The sequence below is a fragment of the Flammeovirga agarivorans genome (genome assembly GCF_012641475.1).
GTDB lineage: Bacteria > Bacteroidota > Bacteroidia > Cytophagales > Flammeovirgaceae > Flammeovirga > Flammeovirga agarivorans.
Genome location: NZ_JABAIL010000003.1, coordinates 290,836 through 316,639, shown reverse-complemented (window position 1 = coordinate 316,639; position 25,804 = coordinate 290,836). Strand labels below are relative to the sequence as shown.

At 34.1% G+C, this 25,804-nt stretch carries 20 protein-coding genes; 9 read left to right on the top strand and 11 right to left on the bottom strand.

The window, feature by feature from the left end:
• Positions 1-9 precede the first annotated feature (9 nt).
• The 4 genes from proS to HGP29_RS10435 form a co-directional block, all read right to left on the bottom strand.
• Entirely contained in the window at positions 10-1,485 is a 1,476-nt protein-coding gene (gene proS, locus HGP29_RS10450; RefSeq protein ID WP_168882345.1) for a proline--tRNA ligase, read from the bottom strand.
• A 289-nt stretch (positions 1,486-1,774) separates the two neighbouring features.
• Positions 1,775-2,059 (bottom strand): DUF427 domain-containing protein, encoded by a 285-nt coding sequence (locus tag HGP29_RS10445; protein WP_168882344.1) that lies wholly within the window; start codon positions 2,057-2,059, stop codon positions 1,775-1,777.
• 84 nt (positions 2,060-2,143) lie between these two features.
• Positions 2,144-3,712 (bottom strand): protein adenylyltransferase SelO, encoded by a 1,569-nt coding sequence (locus tag HGP29_RS10440; protein ID WP_168882343.1) that lies wholly within the window; start codon positions 3,710-3,712, stop codon positions 2,144-2,146.
• A gap of 63 nt (positions 3,713-3,775) precedes the next feature.
• Complete coding sequence (locus HGP29_RS10435; protein ID WP_168882342.1) at positions 3,776-5,380, bottom strand: glutamate synthase-related protein; 1,605 nt, start codon at positions 5,378-5,380, stop codon at positions 3,776-3,778.
• Positions 5,381-5,686: 306 nt separating this feature from the next.
• Here HGP29_RS10435 and HGP29_RS10430 point away from each other — a divergent pair, with 306 nt between their 5' ends.
• Positions 5,687-7,600, top strand: coding sequence for a sigma 54-interacting transcriptional regulator (locus tag HGP29_RS10430; RefSeq protein WP_211093262.1), 1,914 nt, complete (start codon positions 5,687-5,689; stop codon positions 7,598-7,600).
• Positions 7,601-7,659: 59 nt separating this feature from the next.
• Here the strand turns inward: HGP29_RS10430 and HGP29_RS10425 are convergent, their stop codons facing one another.
• Both HGP29_RS10425 and HGP29_RS10420 read right to left on the bottom strand, forming a co-directional pair.
• Positions 7,660-7,995, bottom strand: a complete 336-nt coding sequence (locus HGP29_RS10425; RefSeq protein WP_168882341.1) for a hypothetical protein — start codon at positions 7,993-7,995, stop codon at positions 7,660-7,662.
• Between the two features lie 189 nt (positions 7,996-8,184).
• Positions 8,185-9,198, bottom strand: coding sequence for an FUSC family protein (locus tag HGP29_RS10420; RefSeq protein WP_168882340.1), 1,014 nt, complete (start codon positions 9,196-9,198; stop codon positions 8,185-8,187).
• 452 nt (positions 9,199-9,650) lie between these two features.
• On the opposite strand from HGP29_RS10420, the gene HGP29_RS10415 reads away from it, so the two are divergent.
• A complete protein-coding gene (locus HGP29_RS10415; protein WP_211093261.1) occupies positions 9,651-11,075 on the top strand; it encodes an arylsulfatase in 1,425 nt (474 codons plus the stop codon).
• Positions 11,076-11,280: 205 nt separating this feature from the next.
• Positions 11,281-12,387, top strand: a complete 1,107-nt coding sequence (locus HGP29_RS10410) for an acyltransferase (RefSeq protein WP_168882339.1) — start codon at positions 11,281-11,283, stop codon at positions 12,385-12,387.
• Between the two features lie 132 nt (positions 12,388-12,519).
• Here HGP29_RS10410 and HGP29_RS10405 read toward each other — a convergent pair whose 3' ends face one another.
• The 3 genes from HGP29_RS10405 to HGP29_RS10395 form a co-directional block, all read right to left on the bottom strand.
• Positions 12,520-13,188 carry a hypothetical protein gene (locus HGP29_RS10405; RefSeq protein WP_168882338.1) on the bottom strand — a complete coding sequence of 223 codons (669 nt, stop codon included), beginning with the start codon at positions 13,186-13,188 and terminating at the stop codon, positions 12,520-12,522.
• Between the two features lie 160 nt (positions 13,189-13,348).
• A complete protein-coding gene (locus tag HGP29_RS10400) occupies positions 13,349-13,696 on the bottom strand; it encodes a DUF1801 domain-containing protein (protein ID WP_168882337.1) in 348 nt (115 codons plus the stop codon).
• A 65-nt stretch (positions 13,697-13,761) separates the two neighbouring features.
• On the bottom strand, positions 13,762-14,859 hold the full coding sequence (locus tag HGP29_RS10395; RefSeq protein WP_168882336.1) for a GIY-YIG nuclease family protein: 1,098 nt from the start codon (positions 14,857-14,859) through the stop codon (positions 13,762-13,764).
• A gap of 192 nt (positions 14,860-15,051) precedes the next feature.
• Between HGP29_RS10395 and HGP29_RS10390 the strand changes: the two genes are divergently transcribed.
• Positions 15,052-15,453 (top strand): ribosomal maturation YjgA family protein, encoded by a 402-nt coding sequence (locus tag HGP29_RS10390; RefSeq protein ID WP_168882335.1) that lies wholly within the window; start codon positions 15,052-15,054, stop codon positions 15,451-15,453.
• A gap of 42 nt (positions 15,454-15,495) precedes the next feature.
• Here HGP29_RS10390 and HGP29_RS10385 read toward each other — a convergent pair whose 3' ends face one another.
• Positions 15,496-16,410 (bottom strand): phosphatase PAP2 family protein, encoded by a 915-nt coding sequence (locus HGP29_RS10385; protein ID WP_168882334.1) that lies wholly within the window; start codon positions 16,408-16,410, stop codon positions 15,496-15,498.
• A 302-nt stretch (positions 16,411-16,712) separates the two neighbouring features.
• Between HGP29_RS10385 and HGP29_RS10380 the strand changes: the two genes are divergently transcribed.
• From HGP29_RS10380 to HGP29_RS10365, 4 genes are read left to right on the top strand one after another with little or no spacing between them, the layout of a single operon-like run.
• Positions 16,713-17,504 carry an SdiA-regulated domain-containing protein gene (locus HGP29_RS10380; RefSeq protein WP_168882333.1) on the top strand — a complete coding sequence of 264 codons (792 nt, stop codon included), beginning with the start codon at positions 16,713-16,715 and terminating at the stop codon, positions 17,502-17,504.
• A 2-nt stretch (positions 17,505-17,506) separates the two neighbouring features.
• Positions 17,507-21,121 carry a BamA/TamA family outer membrane protein gene (locus HGP29_RS10375; RefSeq protein WP_168882332.1) on the top strand — a complete coding sequence of 1,205 codons (3,615 nt, stop codon included), beginning with the start codon at positions 17,507-17,509 and terminating at the stop codon, positions 21,119-21,121.
• Positions 21,122-21,123: 2 nt separating this feature from the next.
• Positions 21,124-22,359, top strand: a complete 1,236-nt coding sequence (locus HGP29_RS10370; protein WP_168882331.1) for a Pycsar system effector family protein — start codon at positions 21,124-21,126, stop codon at positions 22,357-22,359.
• 11 nt (positions 22,360-22,370) lie between these two features.
• Positions 22,371-23,507 (top strand): adenylate/guanylate cyclase domain-containing protein, encoded by a 1,137-nt coding sequence (locus HGP29_RS10365; RefSeq protein ID WP_168882330.1) that lies wholly within the window; start codon positions 22,371-22,373, stop codon positions 23,505-23,507.
• A gap of 59 nt (positions 23,508-23,566) precedes the next feature.
• Here HGP29_RS10365 and cysK read toward each other — a convergent pair whose 3' ends face one another.
• A complete protein-coding gene (gene cysK, locus HGP29_RS10360; RefSeq protein ID WP_168882329.1) occupies positions 23,567-24,484 on the bottom strand; it encodes a cysteine synthase A in 918 nt (305 codons plus the stop codon).
• A gap of 188 nt (positions 24,485-24,672) precedes the next feature.
• Here cysK and HGP29_RS10355 point away from each other — a divergent pair, with 188 nt between their 5' ends.
• Positions 24,673-25,710 (top strand): dipeptide epimerase, encoded by a 1,038-nt coding sequence (locus tag HGP29_RS10355; protein ID WP_168882328.1) that lies wholly within the window; start codon positions 24,673-24,675, stop codon positions 25,708-25,710.
• The last annotated feature ends 94 nt before the right edge of the window (positions 25,711-25,804 follow it).

The following is a 25,804-nucleotide window of genomic DNA, read 5'->3' as shown; positions in this document are numbered from 1 at the left end:
AGTATTTAATTAATATGCTTTGGCAAATAATACCCTTTGACTGGAAGGATTACCAGTATAAACACATTTTCCTTCTTCTTGAAGATTATCTAATGGAATACATCTAATTGTTGCTTTAGTTAATTCCTTGATCTTTTTCTCTGTTTCAACGGTACCATCCCAATGTGCTGAAATAAAACCGCCTTTTTCATCAAGTACTTTTTTAAATTCGTCGAAGTGATCCACTTTTGTAATGTTTTGACTTCTGTAACTCAAAGCACTGTTAAAGATATTCTGTTGGATATTATCCAATAACTCCGCAATTGTTTCAGAGATATTATTAAGACTGTAACTATTTTTCTCCTTTGTATCTCGTCTTACCACTTCGACACTACCGTTGTCAATATCTCGTTTACCTATAGAAATTCGCACTGGTACACCCTTTAATTCCCAGTCAGCATATTTAAAACCAGGACGAAGTGAATCTCTGTCATCATACTTCACAGTAATATCAAGCTCTTTCAATTCTTTCTGAATAATTTTCACTCTTTCATTAATCTGTTCCAATTCTTCTTGATTTTTAGAAATAGGAACAATAACAACTTGTATAGGAGCTAATTTAGGTGGTAACACCAATCCTTCATCATCAGAATGTGCCATAATTAGTGCACCCATTAAACGGGTAGATACACCCCAAGATGTCCCCCATACATGTTGTAAATTATTTTCTTTATCAGAGAATTTCACATCAAAAGCCTTTGCAAAGTTTTGGCCTAAAAAGTGTGATGTACCTGCTTGTAAAGCCTTACCATCTTGCATTAGCGCCTCGATAGTAAATGTACTGACAGCACCTGCAAACTTTTCATTCTCTGTCTTAATTCCTTTAATTACTGGTACAGCCATGAAGTTTTCAGCAAAATCAGCATAAACATCCAACATTTGTTTGGTTTCATTTATGGCTTCTTCTTTAGTAGCATGAGCAGTGTGTCCTTCTTGCCATAGAAATTCGGCCGTTCGTAGAAAAAGACGCGTACGCATTTCCCACCGCATAACATTAGCCCATTGATTAACTAGTAATGGTAAGTCTCTATATGATTGTATCCAACTTTTGTATGTATTCCAGATTACCGTTTCGGAGGTCGGCCTTATAATAAGTTCCTCCTCTAATTTTGCATCTGGGTCTACTATTACTCCATCTTCTCCTTCTGTATTTTTTAGTCGATAATGAGTAACAACTGCACACTCTTTAGCAAAACCATCCACATGATCTGCCTCTTTACTTAAATATGATTTTGGTATTAACAATGGAAAATAAGCATTCACATGCCCAGTATCTTTAAACATCTTATCTAAAGCTTGTTGCATTTTTTCCCAAATTGCAAAACCATATGGTTTTATAATCATCGATCCTCGCACCGCTGAGTTTTCGGCTAGATCTGTTTTTTTTACTAATTCATTATACCAGGCTGAATAATCAGCACTCCTATTTGGTAAACCTTTTTTCATATCTTTTCTTTGACATATATTTTGAAAACCCTACAATAAACACTTGGTTAATAACTTATTACGAGTTATTTTAAAGGTATATTTAAAACACTATAACTAAATATTTTAAGGAGTGAAATCACTGTGTAAAAGAACCAAAAGAAATCTCCATTACTATTTATATGGAGCACTTATACTTTACTTTCTATTACAAGGAATTAGGCTATTTCTTACATAGTTGTATCCTTATTTTTACCCATGATCACCTAATTACTAAATTAGATAAAACAACAGTAGATAGTTTCATTTGTTACTGCTTATCAAGTAACTCTTCAGCGAAAGCGATTCTTCCTTTTATTTCCTTTTTCTCAGGATCAGGGTCCAGATACGTCCATGCTGCATTTTCAAAAAGGTCATTCCCTACCTTAACATGATAATAAGTCGCAGTATTTTTAAATAAGCAAGAACTTCTAAAATTAGACTCAACTAAGAAAGTTTGATCTACAGCTTGTAAAGGAAAGTATTTAGTACCACAATCTTCAATTACATCTTCCTCTTGTGCTATAATTTGATCTTTATATTTTACGTAGTACATTTTATTTTTATTTAACAATCATAAGTGATAAAGAGGTCAAGATTAGAACTTCTCAACCTCTTATACCTAGTACAAATTAATTATTTACGAGCTACAGGATAACCTTGAACACCCTGCTTTATTTTCAGCCCAATCAGGTCTTTTGGCAAACCATTTCTCATGCTCTTCTTGCTCATCATATGGATTTTGAAGAAGCGTATAAATCTCTTCTAATAATGAATAGTCTTCTATTTCGGCCTTATCAATAATCATCTGAGAAATATAATTCCTTAGTATATACTTGGGATTGACGGCATTCATTTTCATTTTACGTTCATCATCAGTGAGGTCTTCAATTTCTAAACGTTTTAAATATTCAGATAACCAATCGTACCATTGATTTAATGCTTGCTTATCTACTTTATGAAGCTCATAAAAAGCACTTTTAATCAGCTCTATTTCAGAATATATATTATGGATCAGACTCTTTTTAGATACTTTAGATAAGTTTCTAAAAAATATGGTCATATCTGTATTGGTTAACTCCATCACCTCAAGTAGATCTGATATTAGTTTTTCATCCTTTTCGGAATACTTCTCCAATCCTAATTTAGTCTTCATCATTTCCAAATATTTCACTTGATAATCAGCATGATATTGAGAGATAATATCTTCCAGAGGTTTACCTTCCCCGACTAAAACAAATAAAGCATTTGCAAGTTGATATAAGTTCCATTGAGCAATTGCTGGTTGATTTTGAAATGAATAACGATGATTTACATCTGATGTATTAGGAGTCCAGTCTGGAGTATAACTTTCCATCCAACCATAAGGACCGTAGTCCATAGTAAGTCCTAAAACAGACATATTATCTGTATTCATCACACCATGTACAAAGCCTATTCTTTGCCAATGAATAACCATCTCTAGAGTGTGGTCCATCACTTTTTTAAAGAATGAAATATAAGGATTGACATCCATTTTCACCTCAGGGTAGAACTCATCAATGATATAATCAACTAGACGCTTCAAGTTCTTCTTATCTCCTCGTCTTGCAAAAATTTCAATATTCCCAAAGCGAACAAAGCTTTCAGCAATACGACACACAATAGCTCCTTTTTCATAGGCGGCATTGCCATCATAAAACATATCTCTGAGTACTTCATTACCCGATTTCATTAGTGATAAAGAACGAGTTGAAGGTACCCCTAAATGATACATAGCTTCACTACATAAATGTTCTCGTATAGAAGACCTCATTACTGCTAGACCGTCCCCTTGTCTTGAATAAGGAGTCTTCCCTGCTCCTTTTAATTGGACAGCCCATTTTTTATGGTCATATTCTACCTCACCAATATTTATTGCTCGACCATCACCTAGTTGTCCAGACCAATGACCAAATTGATGCCCCCCATAACACATTGCATAAGGAGTAGAACCTTCTATTACTTTTTTTCCTGAGAAATAATTAAGAAAATCTTTCGTATCAAAATCCTCATTATTTATTCCTAATAAACTTCCCACTTCTTTTGAACCATGAATTAAAGTGGGTTTTATTTCATTATTGGGGGTGACATAAGAAAAACATGATTCGTAAACTTGCCTAATGGTATTTTCAGTGTTAGGGTCCGCAGGTAATTGACGGACAAAGGCATCTTTTAATTGAATGTTCATTTTGATTGAATGATGAGTTATAATTTATTGATAGATAGATTAAAATAGATTTTTTAATTAGTACTAATACCCGGCAAATCGTATTTGAGTTAACTGATGTATTTTATAATCGAGAGTTGATAAATCTGAGAAATTAAACTCTTGAAAGTCATGGTGTCCACATGCTCTAGCTACAACCTTCATGAGATCTGTAGTTGCTTCAAAGAAATTAGAAAGTTGTTTTGCAGATTTGGCAATACTTAATCGCTTTCTTAAGTGATCTTTTTGTGTCGCTATACCTACGGAGCAATTATTTGTTGAGCAAGCTCTCATTCCAAGACAACCAATTGCTTGCATTGCGGAATTGGCTACTGCAATAGCATCTGCTCCTAACATCATTGCTTTTACAAAATCATCTGCTACTCTTAACCCTCCTGTGATAATTAAAGTCACATCCTTTGCTCCTACCTGATCTAAATGTCTACGCGCTCTTGCTAATGCCGGAATGGTAGGTACATTTATATTATCTTTTAAAATATTTGGAGCAGCACCAGTTCCCCCTCCTCTTCCATCAAGGATGATATAATCGACCCCAACAGCAAGGGCAAAATCTATATCCTCTTCAATTCTTGATGCAGCCATTTTAAAACCAATAGGTATTCCACCAGTTCTTTCTCTTACTTCTTCGGCAAAACTTCTATAATCGTCAACAGTCTTAAGGTCTGTAAAGGTAGATGGAGAAATAGCAGACTGACCTTTTTCTAACCCTCTTACTTTTGCAATTTCTTCCGTCACTTTTGATCCAGGCAAGTGACCACCTGTTCCAGTCTTTGCCCCTTGACCTGCCTTAAAATGAAAGGCTTGTGCTTTTAAAACTTTACCCCAAGAGAAACCAAATTTTCCTGAAGCCAACTCATAAAAATATTTTGAATTTTCTTTCTGTTCCTCAGGTAACATTCCACCCTCGCCACTACATATACCTGTACCTACTTTTTCTGCTCCCATAGCCATTGCTATCTTCGATTCTTTTGAAAGTGCTCCAAAACTCATATCAGAAACAAAGAGGGGGATATCAAGAACAAGAGGTTTCTTTGCTTTTTTACCAATAATTGTTTGCGTTGTTACTTCTTCCTCATCTAATAATGGGCGTTTTGATAATTGTGCAGGAAGAAACTGTATTTGCTCCCATTTTGGTAGGGTATTCCGATCCACTCCCATTGAAGATGAGGGACCATGCTTGCCCGTTTTCTTTAAACCATACTTTGCTAATTGTTTAATATAATTGGTATATGGTTCTGTATCTTCAGGATTTGTATCAGCATATTGTCCTAGATACTCTTCCCTATTAAAAGGTTGAGGATTTGTTACCAAATATGCATTGATCTCATTTTCATCAACATACAAGAAACCATCTTCAATAATTTCAGTAAACTTATGAAGTGCTTCAGCATTATTGTATTCACTTACACCAGTATCATACCTGTAATCCCAGCCATGAAGACCACAAATAAGGTTATGACCATCAATGGAACCGTCAGCCATTAAAGCCCCTCTATGTAAACACCTTCCATACAATACTGAAATATTGTCATCATACTTTACGACAACAAGATCTAAACCATTTACTTGGAAAGCTTCAGGCTTTTTTTCTGATAGTTTTGAAACTTCTATAAGTTTTACTTTTTTCATTTGAGAGAGTATTTAAAATTGAAATAATGAGCCGAATAAGTGCAGATGATAACACGATAGAACTTCATATAAGCGAACTAGAATACCTATCGTTCAAACATCTAAATACAACAGGCATACCATTTAAACGTAATTGACTTAATATCAATAATTTACGCACATAATACTTGTTTTACAAAAGAAAAAAGGCGACAATATTTAATGAAAATGCCATTATATTGGCAAAATTTTAGAGTAATTATAAAAGTTATCCATATCTTTACATTTATTTACTATTCAATAAGGCTTTCATAATTTCTTCAAAAGATGGTTTGGGATGAAAAATGGTCAGAGATTGCATTAAACTCTACTTCTGATCTAATTTTTTGGGTGACAGAAGATGGACACATAGATAAGTGTAATGATTCTTTCTTAGAAAAATGTGGTTACTGTGACAATGACCTCGGAAAAGTTTCTATTCTAGATATAGATGAAAATCTATCGAAAAGAGAGTGGAAAAAAATATGGAAAGAATTAAAACAGAATAAGACGACACGCCATGAAACTACAATCATTGATAAAAATGATCAATATTTAGATGTGGAAATGAGTTTTACCAGTGTTGCCATAGATACTGGAATCATTTGCTTTACCAAATGCCATGATATAACAGAGATTGTACAATTACGAGAACAGCTTAAAGAAGCTCTACAAGTAATTGGTGAAATCAATACTGGAGATAGTACAAGTAACAAAGACCATGTTTCTACCAATGAAGAGAAAAAAGCACTGCTAAAACAACTTCACGACTTACAAAGACACCATGAATCTATACTTCAATCAGCAGGAGAAGGAATTTATGGGCTCGATACGATGGGCAGAACTACATTTGCAAATGAAGCGGCAGTAAAGCTTGTTGGATATTCTTTGGAGGAAATGTTAGATGTTTCTCAACATGAATTAATCCACCATACAAAACCTGATGGGTCTCATTATCATAAACATGATTGTAATATTTATGCCTCCTTTAAAGATGGTAAAGTACACCATAGTGATGATGAAGTATTTTGGCGAAAAGACGGCACATCATTTCCTGTCGAATATGTAAGTACACCATTATTTAATAACAACAATGAATTGATTGGTGCTGTAGTTACTTTCAAAGATATCTCACACAGAAGAGAAACGGAGAAAGCACTGAAGAAAACAAATCTTGAATTAACGAAAGCATTAAAGGAAGTCAAAGAACTAAAAGATAACCTTGAAGAAGAGAATCAATTCCTTCAAAAAGAAATAGAGCTTAATAATAAATTCGAGGAGCTTATTAGTACTAGTAAAGTATTTAAAGACAGTGTTTTCACAAAAATTGAGCAGGTAGCTAATACAGATGCAACAGTGCTAATATTAGGAGAATCTGGTACTGGTAAAGAATTAATTGCTAGGGCTATCCATAATCATAGTAATAGAAAGGATAAACCACTTATAAAAGTTAACTGTACCGCACTCCCTGCCAACTTGATTGAAAGTGAACTTTTTGGACATGAAAAAGGTGCTTTTACAGGAGCCATCGCAAAAAAAATTGGCCGTTTTGAGATGGCTGATGGTGGTACTTTGTTCTTAGATGAATTTGGAGAAATTTCTCTTGACCTTCAGGTTAAATTATTAAGAGTACTGCAAGAGGGTGAGATTGAAAGAATTGGAGGAACAGATACTGTAAAAGTGGATGTTAGAATTATTGCAGCAACTAACGTTAATCTAGAGAAAGCCGTAAAGGAGAAAAAGTTTAGAGAAGATTTATTTTATCGAGTAAATGTTTTTCCTATTCATGTTCCTGCACTTAAAGAAAGATTAGAAGATGTGCCCTTATTAGCTCAACATTTTCTGGAAAAATATAATAACCAATTCAGTAAGAAGATTCGCTCAATTACTGTAGGAGCCATGAATAAATTAAAAAATTATCATTGGCCTGGTAATGTACGTGAACTTCAAAATGTCATTGAAAGAGCTGTAATTATTTCCAATAACTCCAAGCTAGAAGTTAATGGTTTAAAGGGCTCTACTACTGAAGACAAGAAAAATGACATTCTAACTCTTGCTGAAAATGAAAAGCAACATGTTTTAAAGATCTTAAAAATGACCAACTGGAGAATAAGTGGAGATCGTGGGGCAGCAAAAATTCTAGATATTAACAGAACAACTTTAGAAGCTCGAATGAAAAAATTAGGTATCAAAAGACCATAAATAAAAAAAGGCTGAACAACACATGTTCAGCCTAATTTGATAGTTAAATTATCCGCTCATCAATCAATAATAGATGTTGTTTGTTTCTTCTTTCTATCTCTTGTTTTATCAGAGGTCGTAAATAATTGGAAGAAACTAAGTAATGTCGTCGATCTACCTTTTGTAGATGCTGATGCCACATGTGCATCATTATATTCAATATTCTTCTCGTCTTTTGTTTTGTTGGCCTGGGTTGAATGTGTTAATAATGGATCACCCAATTGAATGTCTACTTTGCTTTTCGTATCATCTCCCCTATGAAATAATATATCCAATGGGAAGTAATAATATTGGGCATTGGCTACAAACGAAAAAGTGAATACTATAGTGATCGTTAATGTGATTTGCTTTATCATTTTATGGTAAGTTAAGTTGTTGTTTAGTTAAGAAGTCTTGGTATAATTAATACATCATACTACATTGTTACACTACCCAAAATAAGTTAATACATACTAATAATCAGATTTTTATAAAATATCCCACCTCAATAAAAAAGCCCTTTGATAAACAAAGAGCTTGAATAATTATATAAAATAAAGGAACTTCTACTGTAATTTATTTTCTATTTTCTGATGTACATATTGAGATATATGGTGTCCTACAAACAACATAATAATACCAAATACAAACACTCCCATAACCATCCCGAAAGATAAAGGTTGACTAGTACTTAACGATGAAATGGCATACACCACTGTCGTAATCACAAGGTATAAGCGGTAGAACATACTTCGTTTTATATCATTTAAAGATTGATACATAATCACTCCGAAAAAGGTTCCTATAAATGTATAGGCTATAGGTGTTTCTAATAGGTTGACCGGAAATGCAGATTTTAGAAGGAAAACAGTAAGAAAAGCCAACACAATAATCTTGAGATTCATAACTATTTCTGGAACGGGATTTTTGTGAATTGATGAAGAAGCTAGTAAAATCGTCAGCATTGTTGCCCCTCCTTGTAACATGATATTATCGAATAAATAGTAAATCATTAAAAATGAAGAAAATGCAATTACTCCTCTTAAGAAAAATTGTAAGTGCGATACTTCCTCTACTTTTCTTGGAGGTTGTTCTATATCAATATATCCCTTCTTCAATTTCATAAAAATATAAACGATAACAATGACTAAAATTGCCGCTAATGATATTTCAACAACTCTTGATTGCATTTCTTTTATCGCTCCCATACTATCTGCCAAAGCAAACTTTCCTAGACCAAAAATCCCTAAGGTTATATTGACCATAAAGAACACATAAAAATGCTTTCGATATTTTATTGATAAATGGCCTAAACTAATGACAACTAATGCCAATAGAGAGAAATAGATAAATGGACTATGAATTAGAGACAAGCTGAGTATAATGACTATCCCTATTAATGTTCCTAGTATTCTCTCGAAACTTTTCTGAATATAATGTTGCTTAGAAGGGATAAATAATAAGGGTAATGACAATAACCCCCACTCTGTATGAGGTAAATTTAAGGCGTTCTGTACATATAATAATAAGGTTACAATAAGAGCAAATAAGCCACCGAGATAGATTTTTTCTTTTTTCATATAATCAATTTTTAGTACGCTACAAAGGTACCTATCCCCCTTTTTTTATCGTGGTAAAAAAATCTATTCTTGTGGTATATTCGTTTCAAATATTCATGACAAAACCCATCCTTTGAAAACCCTTTTTCTCAGTTCCGGAACTACTTTCTTCCATTTCAGTCCATAAAATAAATACATATAACATTGTACTCGTTTCATATAGTTAATACTGATTTATTGTAGAATATGATTGAACAAGACTAGAGCAAAACTAACAGTAGTTAAACCGATTTTTAATTGATTGAATTTAAAATACTAGTTGATAAGTACTATTACAGAGATCAAAAGATGATCTCAAACTTACAGAAGTCCGATTTATCTAAAGTCCATTTTGTATTAGGGTTGTCTCATATTCTACACCTTAATTTAAATGGTAAATAAATTTGTATTTCAAAATACAAAATAATCACTTTATGAAATCACTACACTATTTTTATGTTTTGATGATGGTAATGATCACTCATCAAAACATAGCACAAGAAAAACCCAATGTTATTTTAATTTTTATGGACAACTACGGATGGGGAGAACCCGGTTGTTACGGAGGTGGAATTCTAAGAGGTGCGCCGAGTCCAAATATTGACCGGCTTGCTGAACAAGGAATGAAACTACTTAATTTTAATGTAGAAGCTCAATGTACCCCAAGTAGAGCGGCTATTTTAACAGGTAGATATGCCATTAGAACTGGTAATTCTAGCGTTCCTATAGAATCTCCTGTATATGGATTAACACAATGGGAATATACAATGGCAGAAATGTTTGGAGATGCTGGGTATTCTACAGGAATTTTTGGTAAATGGCACCTTGGGCATACCGAAGGACGGTTTCCTACCGACCAAGGCTTTGATGAATGGTATGGCATTCCAAACTCAAGTGATGAATGTGCGTGGGCTGATGACAGTCGTTTTCGGGAAAACGTCCACCCATTTGCTGTTCCTGAATATGTAATGGAAGGCATAAAAGGACAATCTCCCAAAAAGATTAAAGTCTATAATACAGAGGCTAGGCGAGAAATAGATGGAGAGGTTACTCTAAAAGCAAAGGAGTTTATGGAAAGAAAATCTAAAGATCAGCAACCTTTCTTTTTATTCATTCCATACACTCAAACACATATGCCCGTAATCCCTTCAGAAAAGTTCAAAGGTAAATCTGGAAATGGTGATTTCGCTGATGTATTGATACAAACAGACTATTATGTTGGCGAGTTAATGCAAAAAGCAGATGATTTGGGAATAGCTGAAAATACTATCTTCATTTTCACATCAGATAACGGTCCAGATCCTACCACACCACATTCCAGTTTTGCAGGACCTTGGAGTGGTTCATACTTCACTGGCAAAGAAGGGTCACTAAGAGTACCATTTATAATAAGATGGCCAAATAAGATAAAAAAAGGTAGTGCAAATAATGAAATTGTTCATGAAATGGACCTTCTACCAACATTTTCCAATATCATCCAACAACAGTTGCCTTCTGATCGAATAATAGATGGCATAGATCAAACTGATTTTTTCTTAGGAAAGCAGGATTCATCAAACCGAGAGTCAGTAATTGTATATGTTGGAGATGAGCTTTATGGAGTAAAATGGAGAAATTATAAGATGATGAGTAAGGAAATCGATAAAGCCTTTGCTGACCCTACTAGAACATATGGTGTACCTTTAATGTATGATCTACATATAGACCCAAAAGAAGAGAACCCACTCAACGCTCAATGGTATCATAATACATGGATCCGTTGGCCTGCAGGTGAAGTATTGGTCAATCATCTAAATACATTAAAAGAAGAACCCCCAATTAAACCAGGAACTCTGGATCCTTACCTACCAAGTAAATAACCTTCACCTCAAAGTATAAGGAGTGATGATTATTACTCCTTATGCTTGAATTGTAGAAATGACTTCAATTGTAATCTTTCATTTGGGTCCGATAAACCTCAGTTCTGGTACTATTTTCTTCCATTTCAGTCCATAAAATCGTTACTTGTAACATTGTACCCGTTACATCAAATAATACTGATTTATATTATTTAGAAGAATGAAAATGAACATTACTGAAACACAACCAACATTTGATATCAAAAAACCTACACCACGTATTGTCTTTCTCGATTACCTAAGAGTAATCTCCATTACTATGGTACTAATGGTCCATGCGATTGAGATCTTTTACCTCGCCGTAGACCATGTATCCATAAAAGCAGGCGATGAGTTCTGGGTGAATATTATGAGCAGTCCATTACGAGCGTGTGTACCTTTATTTGTGATGGCATCAGGCTATTTGCTTGTCCCAATTAAGTCGTCGCCAAAAGAATTCTATAAAAAACGTTTTGCAAGAATTCTTATTCCCTTCATTATTTGGTCGGTATTATATGCCGTAGTTCCCTATATTTTTGGTCAAGATACGTTTGCTGTTATGCAACATAAGATAACCACTCTGCTTCACAACTTTAACTTAGAATCGGGGCATTTATGGTTTATCTACATGCTTGTTGGGATCTATTTATTTCTACCAATTATTTCTCCATGGTTAAAGGTAGCATCAAAACGATTCGTAGAATTTTACTTGGTATTGTGGTTTCTTTCTAGTTTCCACCACTATTTAAAATTGGCTTTTCCTGATGGAGTATTTGGAGAAGTTTTTTGGAATGAGTTTCATTCTTTATGGTATTTCTCAGGACATCTAGGCTTTATTGTTCTAGCTTTCTATTTCAGAAAGTTTGTTCACCTTAATAACAAACAAAGTAGAATTTTAGGCTTGGTGATCTTCGGAGTAGGCTATGCCATAACAGCTTTTCTTTTTGGACACTTTTTATCTCAAACCAAAGAGATATACTATGTAGAAATGGCTTGGAGATTCTGTACGCCAAATGTTATTTTAATGACTATTGGGCTATTCCTTATGATCAGAACTATTACCGTTACCAACGAAAAGGTATACGGTATCATTAAAGAACTATCAAGATTAAGTTATGGTGTTTACCTTTCCCACCTGTTCTTTGTAGGATTGTCTTGGACGTATATCGTTCAACCAATGGCATTATCAACACCATTATCTATCCTGTTAGTGACATTCTTCACATGGTCAGCAAGTTACCTATTAGTAAAGATATTATCATATCTACCAAAGAGTAAATACATTGTAGGTTAATATAAAAGATTGTATATAGTCTATTATTCGTCAAACCCTCAGCTTATTATTGTAAGTTGGGGGTTGTTTATTTCACAAGAAAAGGACTAACCTTATGAAGATTAGCCCTTATTTATCTATATCAACTGTTCATTATTTTTCATAGAAATAACGGTTTCCATCAAGCATAAAAGATATTCTTGATACAGTTTCCCAGTGTTCTACACTTCTGTATACTGTTTGTCTATCTGGATTACCATCAAAAGGTTTATAATCTACATATACATCCATATTTTCATGATCACTAAATATGAGCACAAAGTCTACAGGTTGACCATTTTCTTCGATTAATGAACCTGTTAAGTCATGGTTACTTTGTGTTTGTGGTTCATACATTAAACCGTCTCCCACTCCTTCTTTTACTTTTTCTTGGTATTCAGCATAAGTTCCTTCTCCTACACCTTCTTCCATATATACGGGTTCACCTACACCACTTTTTTCTTTCTGTAGATATTTACTATGCATACCTATTCCGGTCCCTTCTTCAAGGTGTAATGGATTTCCCACTCCTTCTGTTTCAGTCAAATTAGCCGGTGTAGTTGTAGAAACATCTTTTGCTTCTACTAAGGTATATTCTTGATGTGTGGTAGCTTTTGTAACTACACTATCTTTAACACTAGCTTCAGTTTGTTTTGTACTTGGTTTTTCTACTTGCTGATGGGATATAAATGGTTTTTGAGGAACAGGGTCGTTATCGTGATTACATGATACTAAAGTTAACATTGATAACGTAATAACAGATGATAAGATAAGATTTTTCATGATGATGTTCAGTTAGATAACTAGAGTGATGATTAATTTGTTATATCTTATCTAACGCCTTAAAATCTGTTAAGTGGTCGTATTTAAATCTCGTTAAAACGGTCGGGAAAAATGGTCACTTTATGGGAAAAATTGAGTATTCAATTGGAAGAAATTATCTCTACTTTAACTTCAAAAGAATAGCCATATTCAATAATTCATTGATCGTATGAAGTGGTAAGTCTTTAGTTGGATCGATAGTTAGTACTTTCATTTTTTTCCTTGATCCACTTTCAAGAAGCGGATGGTCCAATAATAAACCATCTACAAATAAGATATAAGGTGCAGTCGTTTTCTTATCAAACCATAAATAAAAAACAGGCTTCCCTTTAATACAAAAGCAAGGCATACCATATTTTACAGTTTCTTCAATAGTTTCTTCCGACTTGAGAATAATTGCTCTTAATGCCAAGAAGCAACTCTTATTTGGTTCTTCTTGCTTTAAGTAAAAAGTATCTGTGCTTCTCATATTTAATCTATAACTATAATAAAAAAGCTTCCAGTGGATAACTAGAAGCTTCTCTAATAGATTTACTATTTATTATTTGTCTCTGATAGATATTGTAGTTCATCCGCAGTAACTTCCATACTTTGGAAATACTCTAATGCTTCTGGCTCTTTCTGGAAAGTGACATTTTCTTCTTTCTCTTTTATCGTATCGATGATCAAGCCTAGCTCAACATTATAAAAATCCTTTTTAAAATTGACTCTGTTAACTCTCGTCTTATTTAAGCTGAACCTTAAGTGTTCCATTAATGCAAATACATTTTTTGTAGGAACAACGGCATGTACATCAAAAGGAAAAGGAATAGTAGAGTTTGTACTTAACGCTTCAATCTCCTGTAGTGGTTCTTCCGATTGTGTATAACCGATTTTATAAATGCCCTCGCCCATCGAACCAAAGTTGGATACGACAAAAACGAACCCAGAAGTAGAATCCTTTACTTGCTGTGTGGCTCTTTCTATTGCTTTTTCAGTAATCTGAATTCTTTGTTGTAATAGCTCTACTTTTTTCTCATCAGCTCCCTGAATCGCTTGCTGCTGCTCTTCCTTTTGTTTATTCAGCTCTTGATTTAATCTGTTTAGCTCATCTTGTACTTTTGCTTTAAAATCACTTTCCTCTTGCATCACAGCTTTGTGATCTGACTGTTTTTGTGATTCTAAATCTTTACGTACTTTTTCTTCAAATTTATGCTTCAACATACGGATGGCTTCTTCTTTATCCGATTTCATATCGAAGTGATGCACCTCGCAGAAATCAAATACTTCTTCAAGCTTGTGTTTTGTTTCCACATAGTTTGAGGCAGTAATGGTATTTGACTCGAAAAGAACATGATCATGTACCAACTTTTTAGCAAATGCAGACTTATCATTTTCTAAAGTAAAGAGCTGATTTTTAAGTCGATTTACTTCTTCTTTATGTAACTCATTTTGCTTTTCCTGCTCTTTATTTTTCTCTAAAATTTGATGCTTTAACGACTCAATTGTATCAGTTGAGTTATCTATTTTACTTAACCTCTGTTTTTGTTTTCGTATAACTTTCCCTCTTTTAGCATATAAAACAGGGATTACAATGACGAAAATAAAAATAAAAACTCCAGCAATGGCATATAATATTTGTTCTTCTTGCATGTGTCTTTTAAAGTTTAAAAAAATAGATTATCCTTGAATTTAAAAATAAGAAAGAAAAAATACATCATTATCAATTAGGAATACTTTTCAGAAGATTAAACTTGAATTTAGAATTTTTCCCTAACGATACGTTTTATTTACCTTAACTTTATCTTTGTATTACAAGTAACAATCAATATTTGGACGAATAAAATGAACTTAAAACCTCAACGGAATCGAATTGTTTATACATTCATTATTTTCTTAATTATTTCTTTTGGTTTACTTTCTAGAACTTCCTATATCCCTGCAATAATATATCCATATCTTGGCGATTACCTTTATGCATTCATGTTTTACTTTATTACAGCATGGTTATTCAAATCACAAACCACTTTTTTTGTACTTATTGTTAGCACACTAAGCTGTTTTTTTATAGAAACATTACAATTGTACCAAGCTCCTTGGATTGTAGAAATAAGGAATACAACATTAGGAAGCTTAGTCTTAGGTCATGGATTTTTATGGAGTGATTTAGTTGCTTATACGTTTGGATGTATCACAGGCTTTCTAGGTGAATTCATCTTTTATAAAAAAAGACTTCATGCTATCTAAAGTGAACAGGAAGTCTTTTGGTAAAAATTTTAATCTAAAACTCTAGAAAGTAGCCTTCACATACATTCCCATCATATTTGGTTGCATGATCGGCATAAACGAAGTGTCTTTACCATTCTTATTTCTTTTCTTTCTCATCCACTTATGAATCTGTGGAATAAAAACACCCGTAAGAGCACCAACTGCTCCTCCAACAATAACATCTGAATAGAAGTGTTTATAGGCTCTTGTCCTATAGTAACCTACCAATATTGGCGGAATAGATGCTCCCGCAAATAAACCAATTTTTGCAGCAGTAGACCACTCTGGATGATAATCTGTTAACACTTTCGCAAAGAAGAAAGCACCTGTTGATGTATTGGCCGTATGTCCACTAAAGAATGACCTGGCATTGTTGTTATCCGTAAGTTCCGACATTGGCACATCAGGATGTCCATGCATATATGTAATCGGCCTATACCTTGTTACTAACCCAGGTCCTAAATAGTTATAAAGGTTTACAGTGATAAACTGCGTTTCAGCATACATCAATGCTACCTCAAGCCAATCTTCGCGAATAGCATCATCAATAAAAAGGGTAAAAGGCAATACAACGGAGATATATAATCCCCAATCAGTAAAATTGTGAGAGTCTTCCCTTTCTTCTACAGGGTGGTCAAATACACCTCTATCAAAAGGGTTTACATCATTGATATTCAAGGCTGTAATCGTTTCTTCTGAGATGGAAGGTCTATCATTTAATCGTTTGATTCCGTATACATTAGCGATCAACCCTGCTGCTGCAATTGCCGCAGAAGAGATTGGTGGAGCATAATAAACATCTGATTTTGATTGATACCATTTTTTGGTACTCTGAGCCTGAAAATTAACTGAATCGGCTGTAGTTACACTCGACTGGGCCCATAAAGATGTAGTAAGAGCAAGTAATATGAAGAGTAAATTTAATTTCTTCGACATAAAAAAAATCATTGATGGATAAATAGAAGATTATTGAATCTATTAAAATTTTTGAATAAGAACTATTTATCAGGGATTTTGTTGGAATGAAAGTTCAATAATTACTGATAAATCAAAAAATTGATAGTATCGAAAGTATGATTAATAGATTACAGACTATGAATAATGATACGTTTTAAAAGGGTTGAATATAAATTTCCTCATAAAGAAAATGTAAATTTGTACCTGGAGATCATTAAATCTGAATTTATTCTCTTTTGATAAAATGATTCCTTATTTTTAATATTCATCTCAACTTCTTTATGATGCTAAAAAAAGGACATCTTCTATATATCTTTTTTATTATTCTTTCTACACTGACTATTTCCTGTGCACAACAAAAGGAAAAAAAGAAAAGTGAACTTGAATACAAACGCAAGTGGTTCTTACCAACTACTTTAGATGAAATTTCTGGTCTTACTTGGTATGCTGACAATACTCTTGCCTGTGTTAATGATGAGCAAGGAAAAATCTACTTATACCACCTCGAACAAGAGAAAATAATTAAGGATTATAAGTTTGGTAAATCTGGAGACTATGAAGGAATTGCTTACCAAAAACCTTTTTTCTATGTTGTAAAAAGTAATGGTAAACTTTATATCTACAACGAAGAAACCAACGAAACGGATAAGGTCCAATTACCTTTTACCATTGATAATGATATTGAAGGCCTTTGTATTTATAAAAATCACCTCTTGGTCGCACTAAAAGGCAAAGGTGGTTTAGAAGGCAAAAAATCTGAAACAAGTAATATTTATAGCGTTAATATGGAAGACCTGTTTGATGTTGACTTGGCCTATCAACTTCCCAAATTACCTAAAATAGGTTTATCTGGAATTTGGGCAAATGAGACAACCGAACAGCTCATCGTATTATCGCACCGTTCGAAACATATTTTTTACATTGATGCGATTGAAGGAACTATTCTCAAAACCATAGAATTTTCCCGATCGATGTTTGAACAACCTGAAGGAGTGTGTATGTCTCCTGATGGTCGAATTTTTATATCTAATGAACAGGGGGACAACCTCCATGCTAATATTTTAGAATTTTAAGAATGAAACACCTATATCTATTTATTCTACTTCTAGTCTGTCCATTTATAACTAACGCCCAACATTCTATTTATCTAATTGGTGATGCAGGAAAAGCACAGAAAGACGATCCTGTTATCACAACTATGATGAATAAAATAGATATAAATGATAGCAATAGTACTGTTATATTCCTTGGAGATAACCTCTATCCTCATGGTTTAGAAGACATCAACCATAAGAAAAGAACTGAGGGAGAAGCTATTTTAAAAGCTCAATTAGAAGCGTTAAAAGGGTTCAAAGGACAAACCTTTATGATCCCCGGAAACCATGACTACAATAGAGGAAAGAAAAATGGACTCCAACGATTGAGAAGCGAAGAACTTTTTGTCAATCAATTAATGGGAGACTCTACATTTGCTCCTTATGGAGGATGTCCTGATCCCGTTGAAGTACCCCTCACAGATGATGTTACACTTTTAATACTAGATACTCAATGGTTGATTTTTGACTATCAGGAAACTGCTGAGTTCAATGGGTGTGAATACCATAGTACAGATGAGGTTTTACTAGGACTTCAAGACATTGTAGCAAGGAATATTGACAAGAAGTTAATTATCGTTGGGCATCACCCTGTCTATACATATGGCGAACATGGTGGTGTTTTTACTCCAAAAGATCACATATTCCCTTTGACAGCTTTTATTGATTGGGCTTATATACCTTTACCAGTCGTCGGTTCTGTTTATCCAATTGCGAGAAAATCTGGTGTAAATCGACAAGACATCAATAATAAGACAAATAAAAAGATGCGTAATGGATTTGAGGAAATCTTCAAGTCCCATCCCGATATTATTTATGCAAGTGGGCATGAACATACTCTTCAGTATATATTAAAAGATAATGTCCACTATATAGTTTCAGGTGCAGGTTCTAAATCTAGCCATGTAAAACAAGGAAAATATGCTCGTTTTGCAAGTAGTGAAAAAGGATTTAGCAAAGTCACTTTCCTTAAAGATGAAACCAAGATTGAATTCTTCACTCCTGAAGGAGTCATTTATGAAACATCGTATGTTCCCAAAAAGGTACAAACGTCACAGAATATTAAACAGGTAGAATTTCCTGACAGTGTTGTGGTCGCAGCAAGTACCCAATATTCAAGTAGTGCCTCACATCAAAAATGGATGGGAGAAAATTATCGTAAAGAATGGGAAACTCCTGTGAAGATGCCTGTATTTGACCTTTCAAAGGTTAAAGGGGGATTAAAGATCGTCCAAAAAGGTGGAGGTATGGCCACTCTTTCGTTTCGACTAGAAGATAAAGAGGGCAATCAATATACTTTACGATCAATCGACAAAAATCCTGTTAAAGCGATCCCTGAAGAACTGAAAGAAACTATCGCAAAGACGGTTGTACAGGATCAAATTTCTGCTGCACACCCTTACTCTCCTCTTACAGTTCCTACACTTGCAGATGCAATCGGAATATACCATTGTAACCCTATGGTTGTCTATGTAGAGGATGATCCACAATTTGGTATTTACCAAGAAATGGCCGCAAACAAGGTATTTATGTTTGAAGAGCGTCCATCAAAAAATACCGGAGATGTAGAAAGCTTTGGTAATGCAAAAAAAATCTACAGTACAATCAAAACGGTGAAGAAGCTGAGAGAGGACAATGATGATTACATCGATTATAAATTTACTTTAAAATCTCGCCTTTTTGATATGCTAATTGGTGATTGGGATAGACATGATGACCAATGGAGATGGGCGGCATTTAAAGACAAAAAAGGTAGAATGTTCCGACCAATACCAAGAGATCGAGATCAAGTATACTTTTTAAATGAAGGGATTATTCCCAATATTGCCTCACACCGATGGATTATGCCAAAGTTCGAAGGATTTGATCCTGAAATGAATTGGGCTCCAGGATTTAACTTCAATGCAAGGTATTTTGATCGATATTTCTTAGCTCAAGCCACAAAAGAAGATTGGCAAGAAGCAGTTAAATACATTCAAGATCATATCACAGAAGAAGTAATTGATGAAGCACTTTTACATATTCCTGAAGAAGTAAGAGAGCATCATAATAATGAAATCAAGTCTGTTCTTTTAGCTAGAAAAAAACAACTTCCAGCTATCGCAGAAGAATACTACCTACACCTTTCTAAACATGTGTCAGTAATTGGTACCGATAAAATGGAACAATTTACTGTCAACAGAATAGAAGATGGGAAAACTGAGATTACTGTTAAAAAGATTTCTAAGAAAGGGAATATCAAACAAACGATGTATCAACGTACTTTTTCCCCTAAAGAAACTAAAGAGATTCGTATTTACGGTTTAGGCGGAAAAGACGACTTTATTTTCAAAGGTGATCACAGAAGCGGAATAAAAATACGAGTGATTGGCGGCGAAGGAGAAGATACAATTACAGACGAGAGTAAAAGAAAGGCGTCTAGAAACATCCTACTCTACGACACCAAAGACAGTACAGTCATTGCAAAAAGTGATGGGGCTGTAAATAAGAAGTTATCTAACAAACCAGGTGTCAATAATTACAACAGAGCAGAGTTTAAGTTCAATTCAATGCTTCCTTTGCTGTACGGTGGATATATTCCAGATGACGGCGTACTAATTGGTGGTGGGTTTATTTTCACCTCACATAAATTTAGAAAAACTCCTTTTCATCAGAAACATACTTTGTATGGTGCCGTGGCTACAGCCAATGCTGCTGCGTTTAAACTAAAATACAAAGGTCAATTTACCGATGTTGTAGGACTGGCAGACTTAGTTGTCGAAGCTAAATTATATGTTCCTAGAAACTCTAATTACTATGGCATTGGAAACGAAACAACTTACGATACATCAAAAGAAGAGGAGTATTACCGTTTTCTGTATAACGATCAAAGAATAAACTCTTACTTGTTATTTGATTTCACTAAAGATGTAAACCTCAAAGTTGGTGCATCCTATGTTTTCAATAACGTTGATGATGGAAAATACCTTGAAGGAAGGTATTTCCAAGAGTCTGGTGACGATTTAATTCTTACAGATGCCTACGGTCCTCAAAACTATATTGGAGGTATGTTAGGATTCGAAATCGATAAACGTAATAATAGTTTACTCCCTAAAAAGGGTGGACATTTTGAGATCATGGGTTATGCATTAAACAATACCAATGATGAGTCGTTGAATTATTACAACCTCAATGGTACTTTTTCGTATCATTATACATTCAAGTTACCTACTGATCTTACACTGGCTTATCAAATAGGCGGAGCAAAGAACTTTGGCGATTATCATTTTTTAATGGCGAATAAAATTGGCGGCAGTAAAAACCTAAGAGGATATAGAAGAGACCGCTTCTATGGAGATGCCTCTATCTACAATAGTTTGGATGCCCGTCTAGATATATTTAAATTTAAGAACAGTATTATTCCTTTTACTGTCGGAGTATTAGGATTTTATGATATTGGACGTGTTTGGGTACAGTCTGAGAGCTCTGACACTTGGCACCAATCTACTGGGGGTGGTTTATTCATCGTACCTGTAGATAAGGTCGCTTTATCAGGGGTAGTTGGAACTTCTCATGAAGGAGTAAATGGATATTTTAATCTAGGGTTCAGTTTTTAATTATGATAGAAATAGATTTAATAGAAGTGATCAAAGAATCTAAAGAATATGCGAAACAGTATATCAAAGATCTTTCATTTCATAATTTAGCACATACTGAAAATGTTGTTTCTGCCACTCAAGAAATTGGTAAAGCAGAAGGGTTATCAGAAAAAGAGTTACAGTTATTGGAAATAGCCGCTTGGTTCCATGATACGGGATACGAGGAAGGCAACTGTACAGATCATGAAAATAAAGGAGCAAAACTGTGTGAAGCCTTTCTAAAAGGGAAAATGCCAGATGACGATATCATTCAAATTAAAGAATGTATCATGGCTACACAGCTGCCTCAAACACCAAGAAACTTAATGGAACAAGTAATGTGCGACTCTGACCTCGCACACCTTGGAAAAGATAATTTCTTTAAATATTCAGAGGATTTAAGAAACGAAATCATTTCTTCGATGAAGATGCCAAAAAAGCTAACGAAGCTACAATGGCATCTAATGAACATCCGTTTTTTATCGGAACATAGATACTTCACTAATTATGCAAGAGAAGTCCTTAACCCTAAAAAACAGGAATACCTCAATAGTATTCAAGAGGAAGTGGAACGACTGATTGATGAAAAAGATCAATCCTCTAAAAAGAAGAAAAAGAAAGAAAAGGAAAAATTAAAGGAGAAGGAGAAAGTTAATACAACAGAAAAAGAAGTTATCACTAAAGATGGTATTCCTATTTTTCAAAAACCTCGACGTGATGTGGAGGCCATGTTTACTACGTTAGCAAGAAACCAAATTGGCTTAAGTGCTATTGCGGATAGAAAAGCGAGTATTTTGCTTTCTATTAACTCCATGATTACCTCTTTTGCTATTGGTTATCTATTTAGAAAAATTGAGGAGCTACCTGCACTACTATGGCCTAGCTTTATTTTAGCGGTGACCGGTTTAGTATCCGTCATTTTAGCTGTATTGGCCACTAGACCAAATGTAAAGAAGCATCTTAAAAAGGATAAGAAAGACCTTAATCTTCTTTTCTTTGGAGATTTTGTCGATTTAGAATTAGGCGAATACCAACACCTATTAAGAGAAGCGACCAGAGTACCTGAACAGGTTTATGAAAAAATGAGTCAGGATTCTTATTACCTAGGTAAGGTACTAGAAATTAAATACAGAAGGGTAAGAGCTGCATTCAACTTCTTTATGGGAGGTATTACTATTTCTGTAATCTCATTCATCATCGCATTTTCCGTTTATTAAAAATCATACTGATGAATAATTATCAGGTTCAAAAATATATAAAGGGTTATATAATTTCTTTTGCTGCTTGGTACGTTATTAATGCATTGTATTTAGTGATCAGGTATGATGCATTACAGTTTTATAGTCGTTTTGTAGACCAACATGAGTATTTTCTTATTCATGAAGAACTAAAGGTAGCAATGGTAGCAAATGCTATTATTACTTTATTTCTAAGTTGGTTCTCCTGGAATTTTTACTTTTTCCTTGATAAACGATCCAAGTTAAAACATTGGCAAAGAGGTTTACTCATACTTATTGTTGGTACTTTAGAAGTATCATTACTCTTACATTTAGGCGATTTTCTAGGTAAAAAATTCTACCCAGATGGTCTGCCCTATTTTAATGAATTGTCTCAACAAAGTTTTGTCATCTATTTCATCTATATTTTTATGGGTGCTTTAGTGATCAACTCTTTATTCCAATTAAGAGATATATTAGGTCCGGAACTTTTCCAATCCGTTATTCAAGGACAATACTATCTACCAAAAGAAGAAGATCGTATTTTTATGTTCCTTGATTTATATAACTCAACATCTATTGCGGAGTGTCTTGGTCACCTTAAATACAGTAATCTAATACAGGACTCCTACCGGATTATTACCGATGCTATTGTGAAAAATAAAGCGTCAGTTTATCAATATGTAGGAGATGAAATAGTATTAACTTGGCCTACTGAAAAAGGGCTAAAAGAGAATCGCTGTATTCATGTTTTCTTTGAAATAGAACAAGCATTAGAAGAGAAAAGAGATTATTTCATGGAAAAGTATGGGCATGTCCCAGAATTCAAAGCAGGGTTGCATAGTGGCATCGTAGCAACAGCTCAAGTAGGTGTCATTAAAAGAGAAGTAGCTTATCATGGTGATACCGTAAATGCTACTGCTCGTTTACAAGAAAGCTGTAAACAACTCGGTGAAAAAATTCTAATCTCTGAAGTTATCTCTTCAAAATTAGAGCTTCCATTTATAGATATGGGAGAATATCAATTTAGAGGTAAACGAAAAGCAATGCATGTTTATACATTACATACAACAAAAAATGAAGCAAGTCATGTAAAAGAAATAAAGTTTATTTCTACAGATTATCCCGATCAAGCTTCATCTTCATAATAAAAAAGGCTGATTCAATAAACTTGAATCAGCCTTTTTTAATGCATCAGAATTTTAGGTTATGCACCATAAAAACCTTCTATTGATAAGTATCTCTCACCAGTATCGTAGTTAAACGTTAGTACTGTAGCTCCTTCAGGAATCTCAGATAGCTTCTGCTTTACAGCGTCAAGAGACGCACCTGTAGAAATACCTGTAAGTATACCTTCCTTCTGTGCTAGCTCTCTAGCAGCAGATTTAGCATTCTCAGGATTAACAGTAATAGCTCCATCTAATAATGATGTATTTAAGTTTTCTGGAATAAAGCCTGCTCCAATACCTTGGATTGGGTGTGGGCCTGGAGCTCCGCCTGAAATAACAGGACTAGATTCTGGCTCAACTGCAAATACTTTTAGGTTTGGCCATTTCTCCTTTAGAATTTCTGCAACACCTGTGATGTGTCCACCTGTACCTACACCTGTAATGATATAATCCACACCGCCTGGGAAATCATTTAAGATCTCAAGTGCAGTAGTTGTTTTATGAATATCAACATTTGCTGGATTATCAAATTGTGATGGAACAAAAGTGTTTTCAGAAGCATTTGCTAATTCTTCAGCTTTTTCAATAGCACCCTTCATTCCTTTTTCTTTTGCAGTTAAAACTAATTTTGCACCGTATGCAGCCATTAATTTTCTACGCTCTATACTCATAGATTCTGGCATTACTAAAGTTAAGCTGTAGCCTTTCACTGCAGCTACCATAGCTAAACCAACACCTGTGTTACCTGAAGTAGGTTCAATGATCTCTACTCCTTCCTTCAGTTTACCTTCTTGCTCAGCTTTCTCGATCATCGCCAAAGCGATACGATCTTTAATACTTCCTCCTGGATTGCTTCTTTCAGCTTTGATGTAAACATTATGCGTATTTCCATAAAGTTTATTGATCTTGATAATTGGAGTTTTACCGATAGTTTCTAAGATAGAATTGTAAATCATGTCTAAAGTTGTTTTTCAGTATTTGAATTATTGCTTTGCGAATATAATTATTTACCCTAGTATTTCTATATACTTTGTGGTATTATTTAAGGAATTTATTTTTCAATATAAATTACCCATAAATTTTAGTATTGAAAAGCGTATATTGATTCTTAACAAAAGCTACATCTACTAACCATCAATAAGTGATGAAAACCGACAATACTAAATCACCCATTGAATTAATATATCATTTATATGACCTTAAATTAAAAGAGACATTTAAAATCGCTCATGATGAAAGAACCGTTCAGCCTACTGTAATACTTGAAATAAGGTATCATCAATATATTGGTTTTGGAGAAGCTGTAGCCACCAAATATTACCAAGTTTCTCAAACATCTATCTGTAATAATATTGAGAAAGCATTACCTCTCTTACAAAACTGGAGAGGAGAAAAACCTGACTTGCTATTTGACCAACTACTTTCTATCACTCAAGATACTTTTGCTACATGTGCTATTGATCAAGCTTTATGGGATATATATGCTCAACTACAGAACAAACCTTTGTATCAACTATGGAGTGATGTAAACACCGCACTTCCCATAAGTAATTATACCATAGGGCTAGATAGTATCCCCACTATGAAAAGAAAATTAGAGGAGTTCCCATGGCCTATATATAAAATCAAACTAGGTACGGAACATGATTTACAAATAATATCTGCACTAAGAGAAGTCAGTGATGTTCCCTTTAGAGTAGATGCCAACCAAGCATGGAGTGTTCAAGAAACCATAGATAATAGTTCTCTCCTGAAGAAATTAGGTGTTGAATTTATAGAACAACCCTTAGGGAAAAAGAATTGGAAAGGAATGAAAACTTTAAAAGGAAAATGTGCTCTACCAATCATTGCAGATGAGTCGTGTATTCGTGAACAAGATATTGATCAATGCATGACTGTTTTTGATGGAGTGAATATCAAGCTCACAAAATGCGGAGGTATTTCAGCAGCTTTAAGAATGATCAAGAAAGCTAAACAATATAGTCTTCTCACAATGCTAGGTTGTATGACTGAGTCTTCAGTAGGAATAACCCATATAGCCCATTTATGTAAATTAGTAGATTTTGTTGATATGGATGGTGCTCTACTTATCTCAAATGACCCTGCAATTGGTATCAGTTGGGATGGCTATAAAGTGAGATTTCAGAATAAAAATGGAAGCGGTATATCGCTAAAAAGTTAGAAGTAAAAGCTCTCCTTTTTTCTCCAGTTTATCATTTCACAAAAGGGTAAATTCGATTTTGGCAAATTTGCCAAAATGGGAAAAACTATATTTC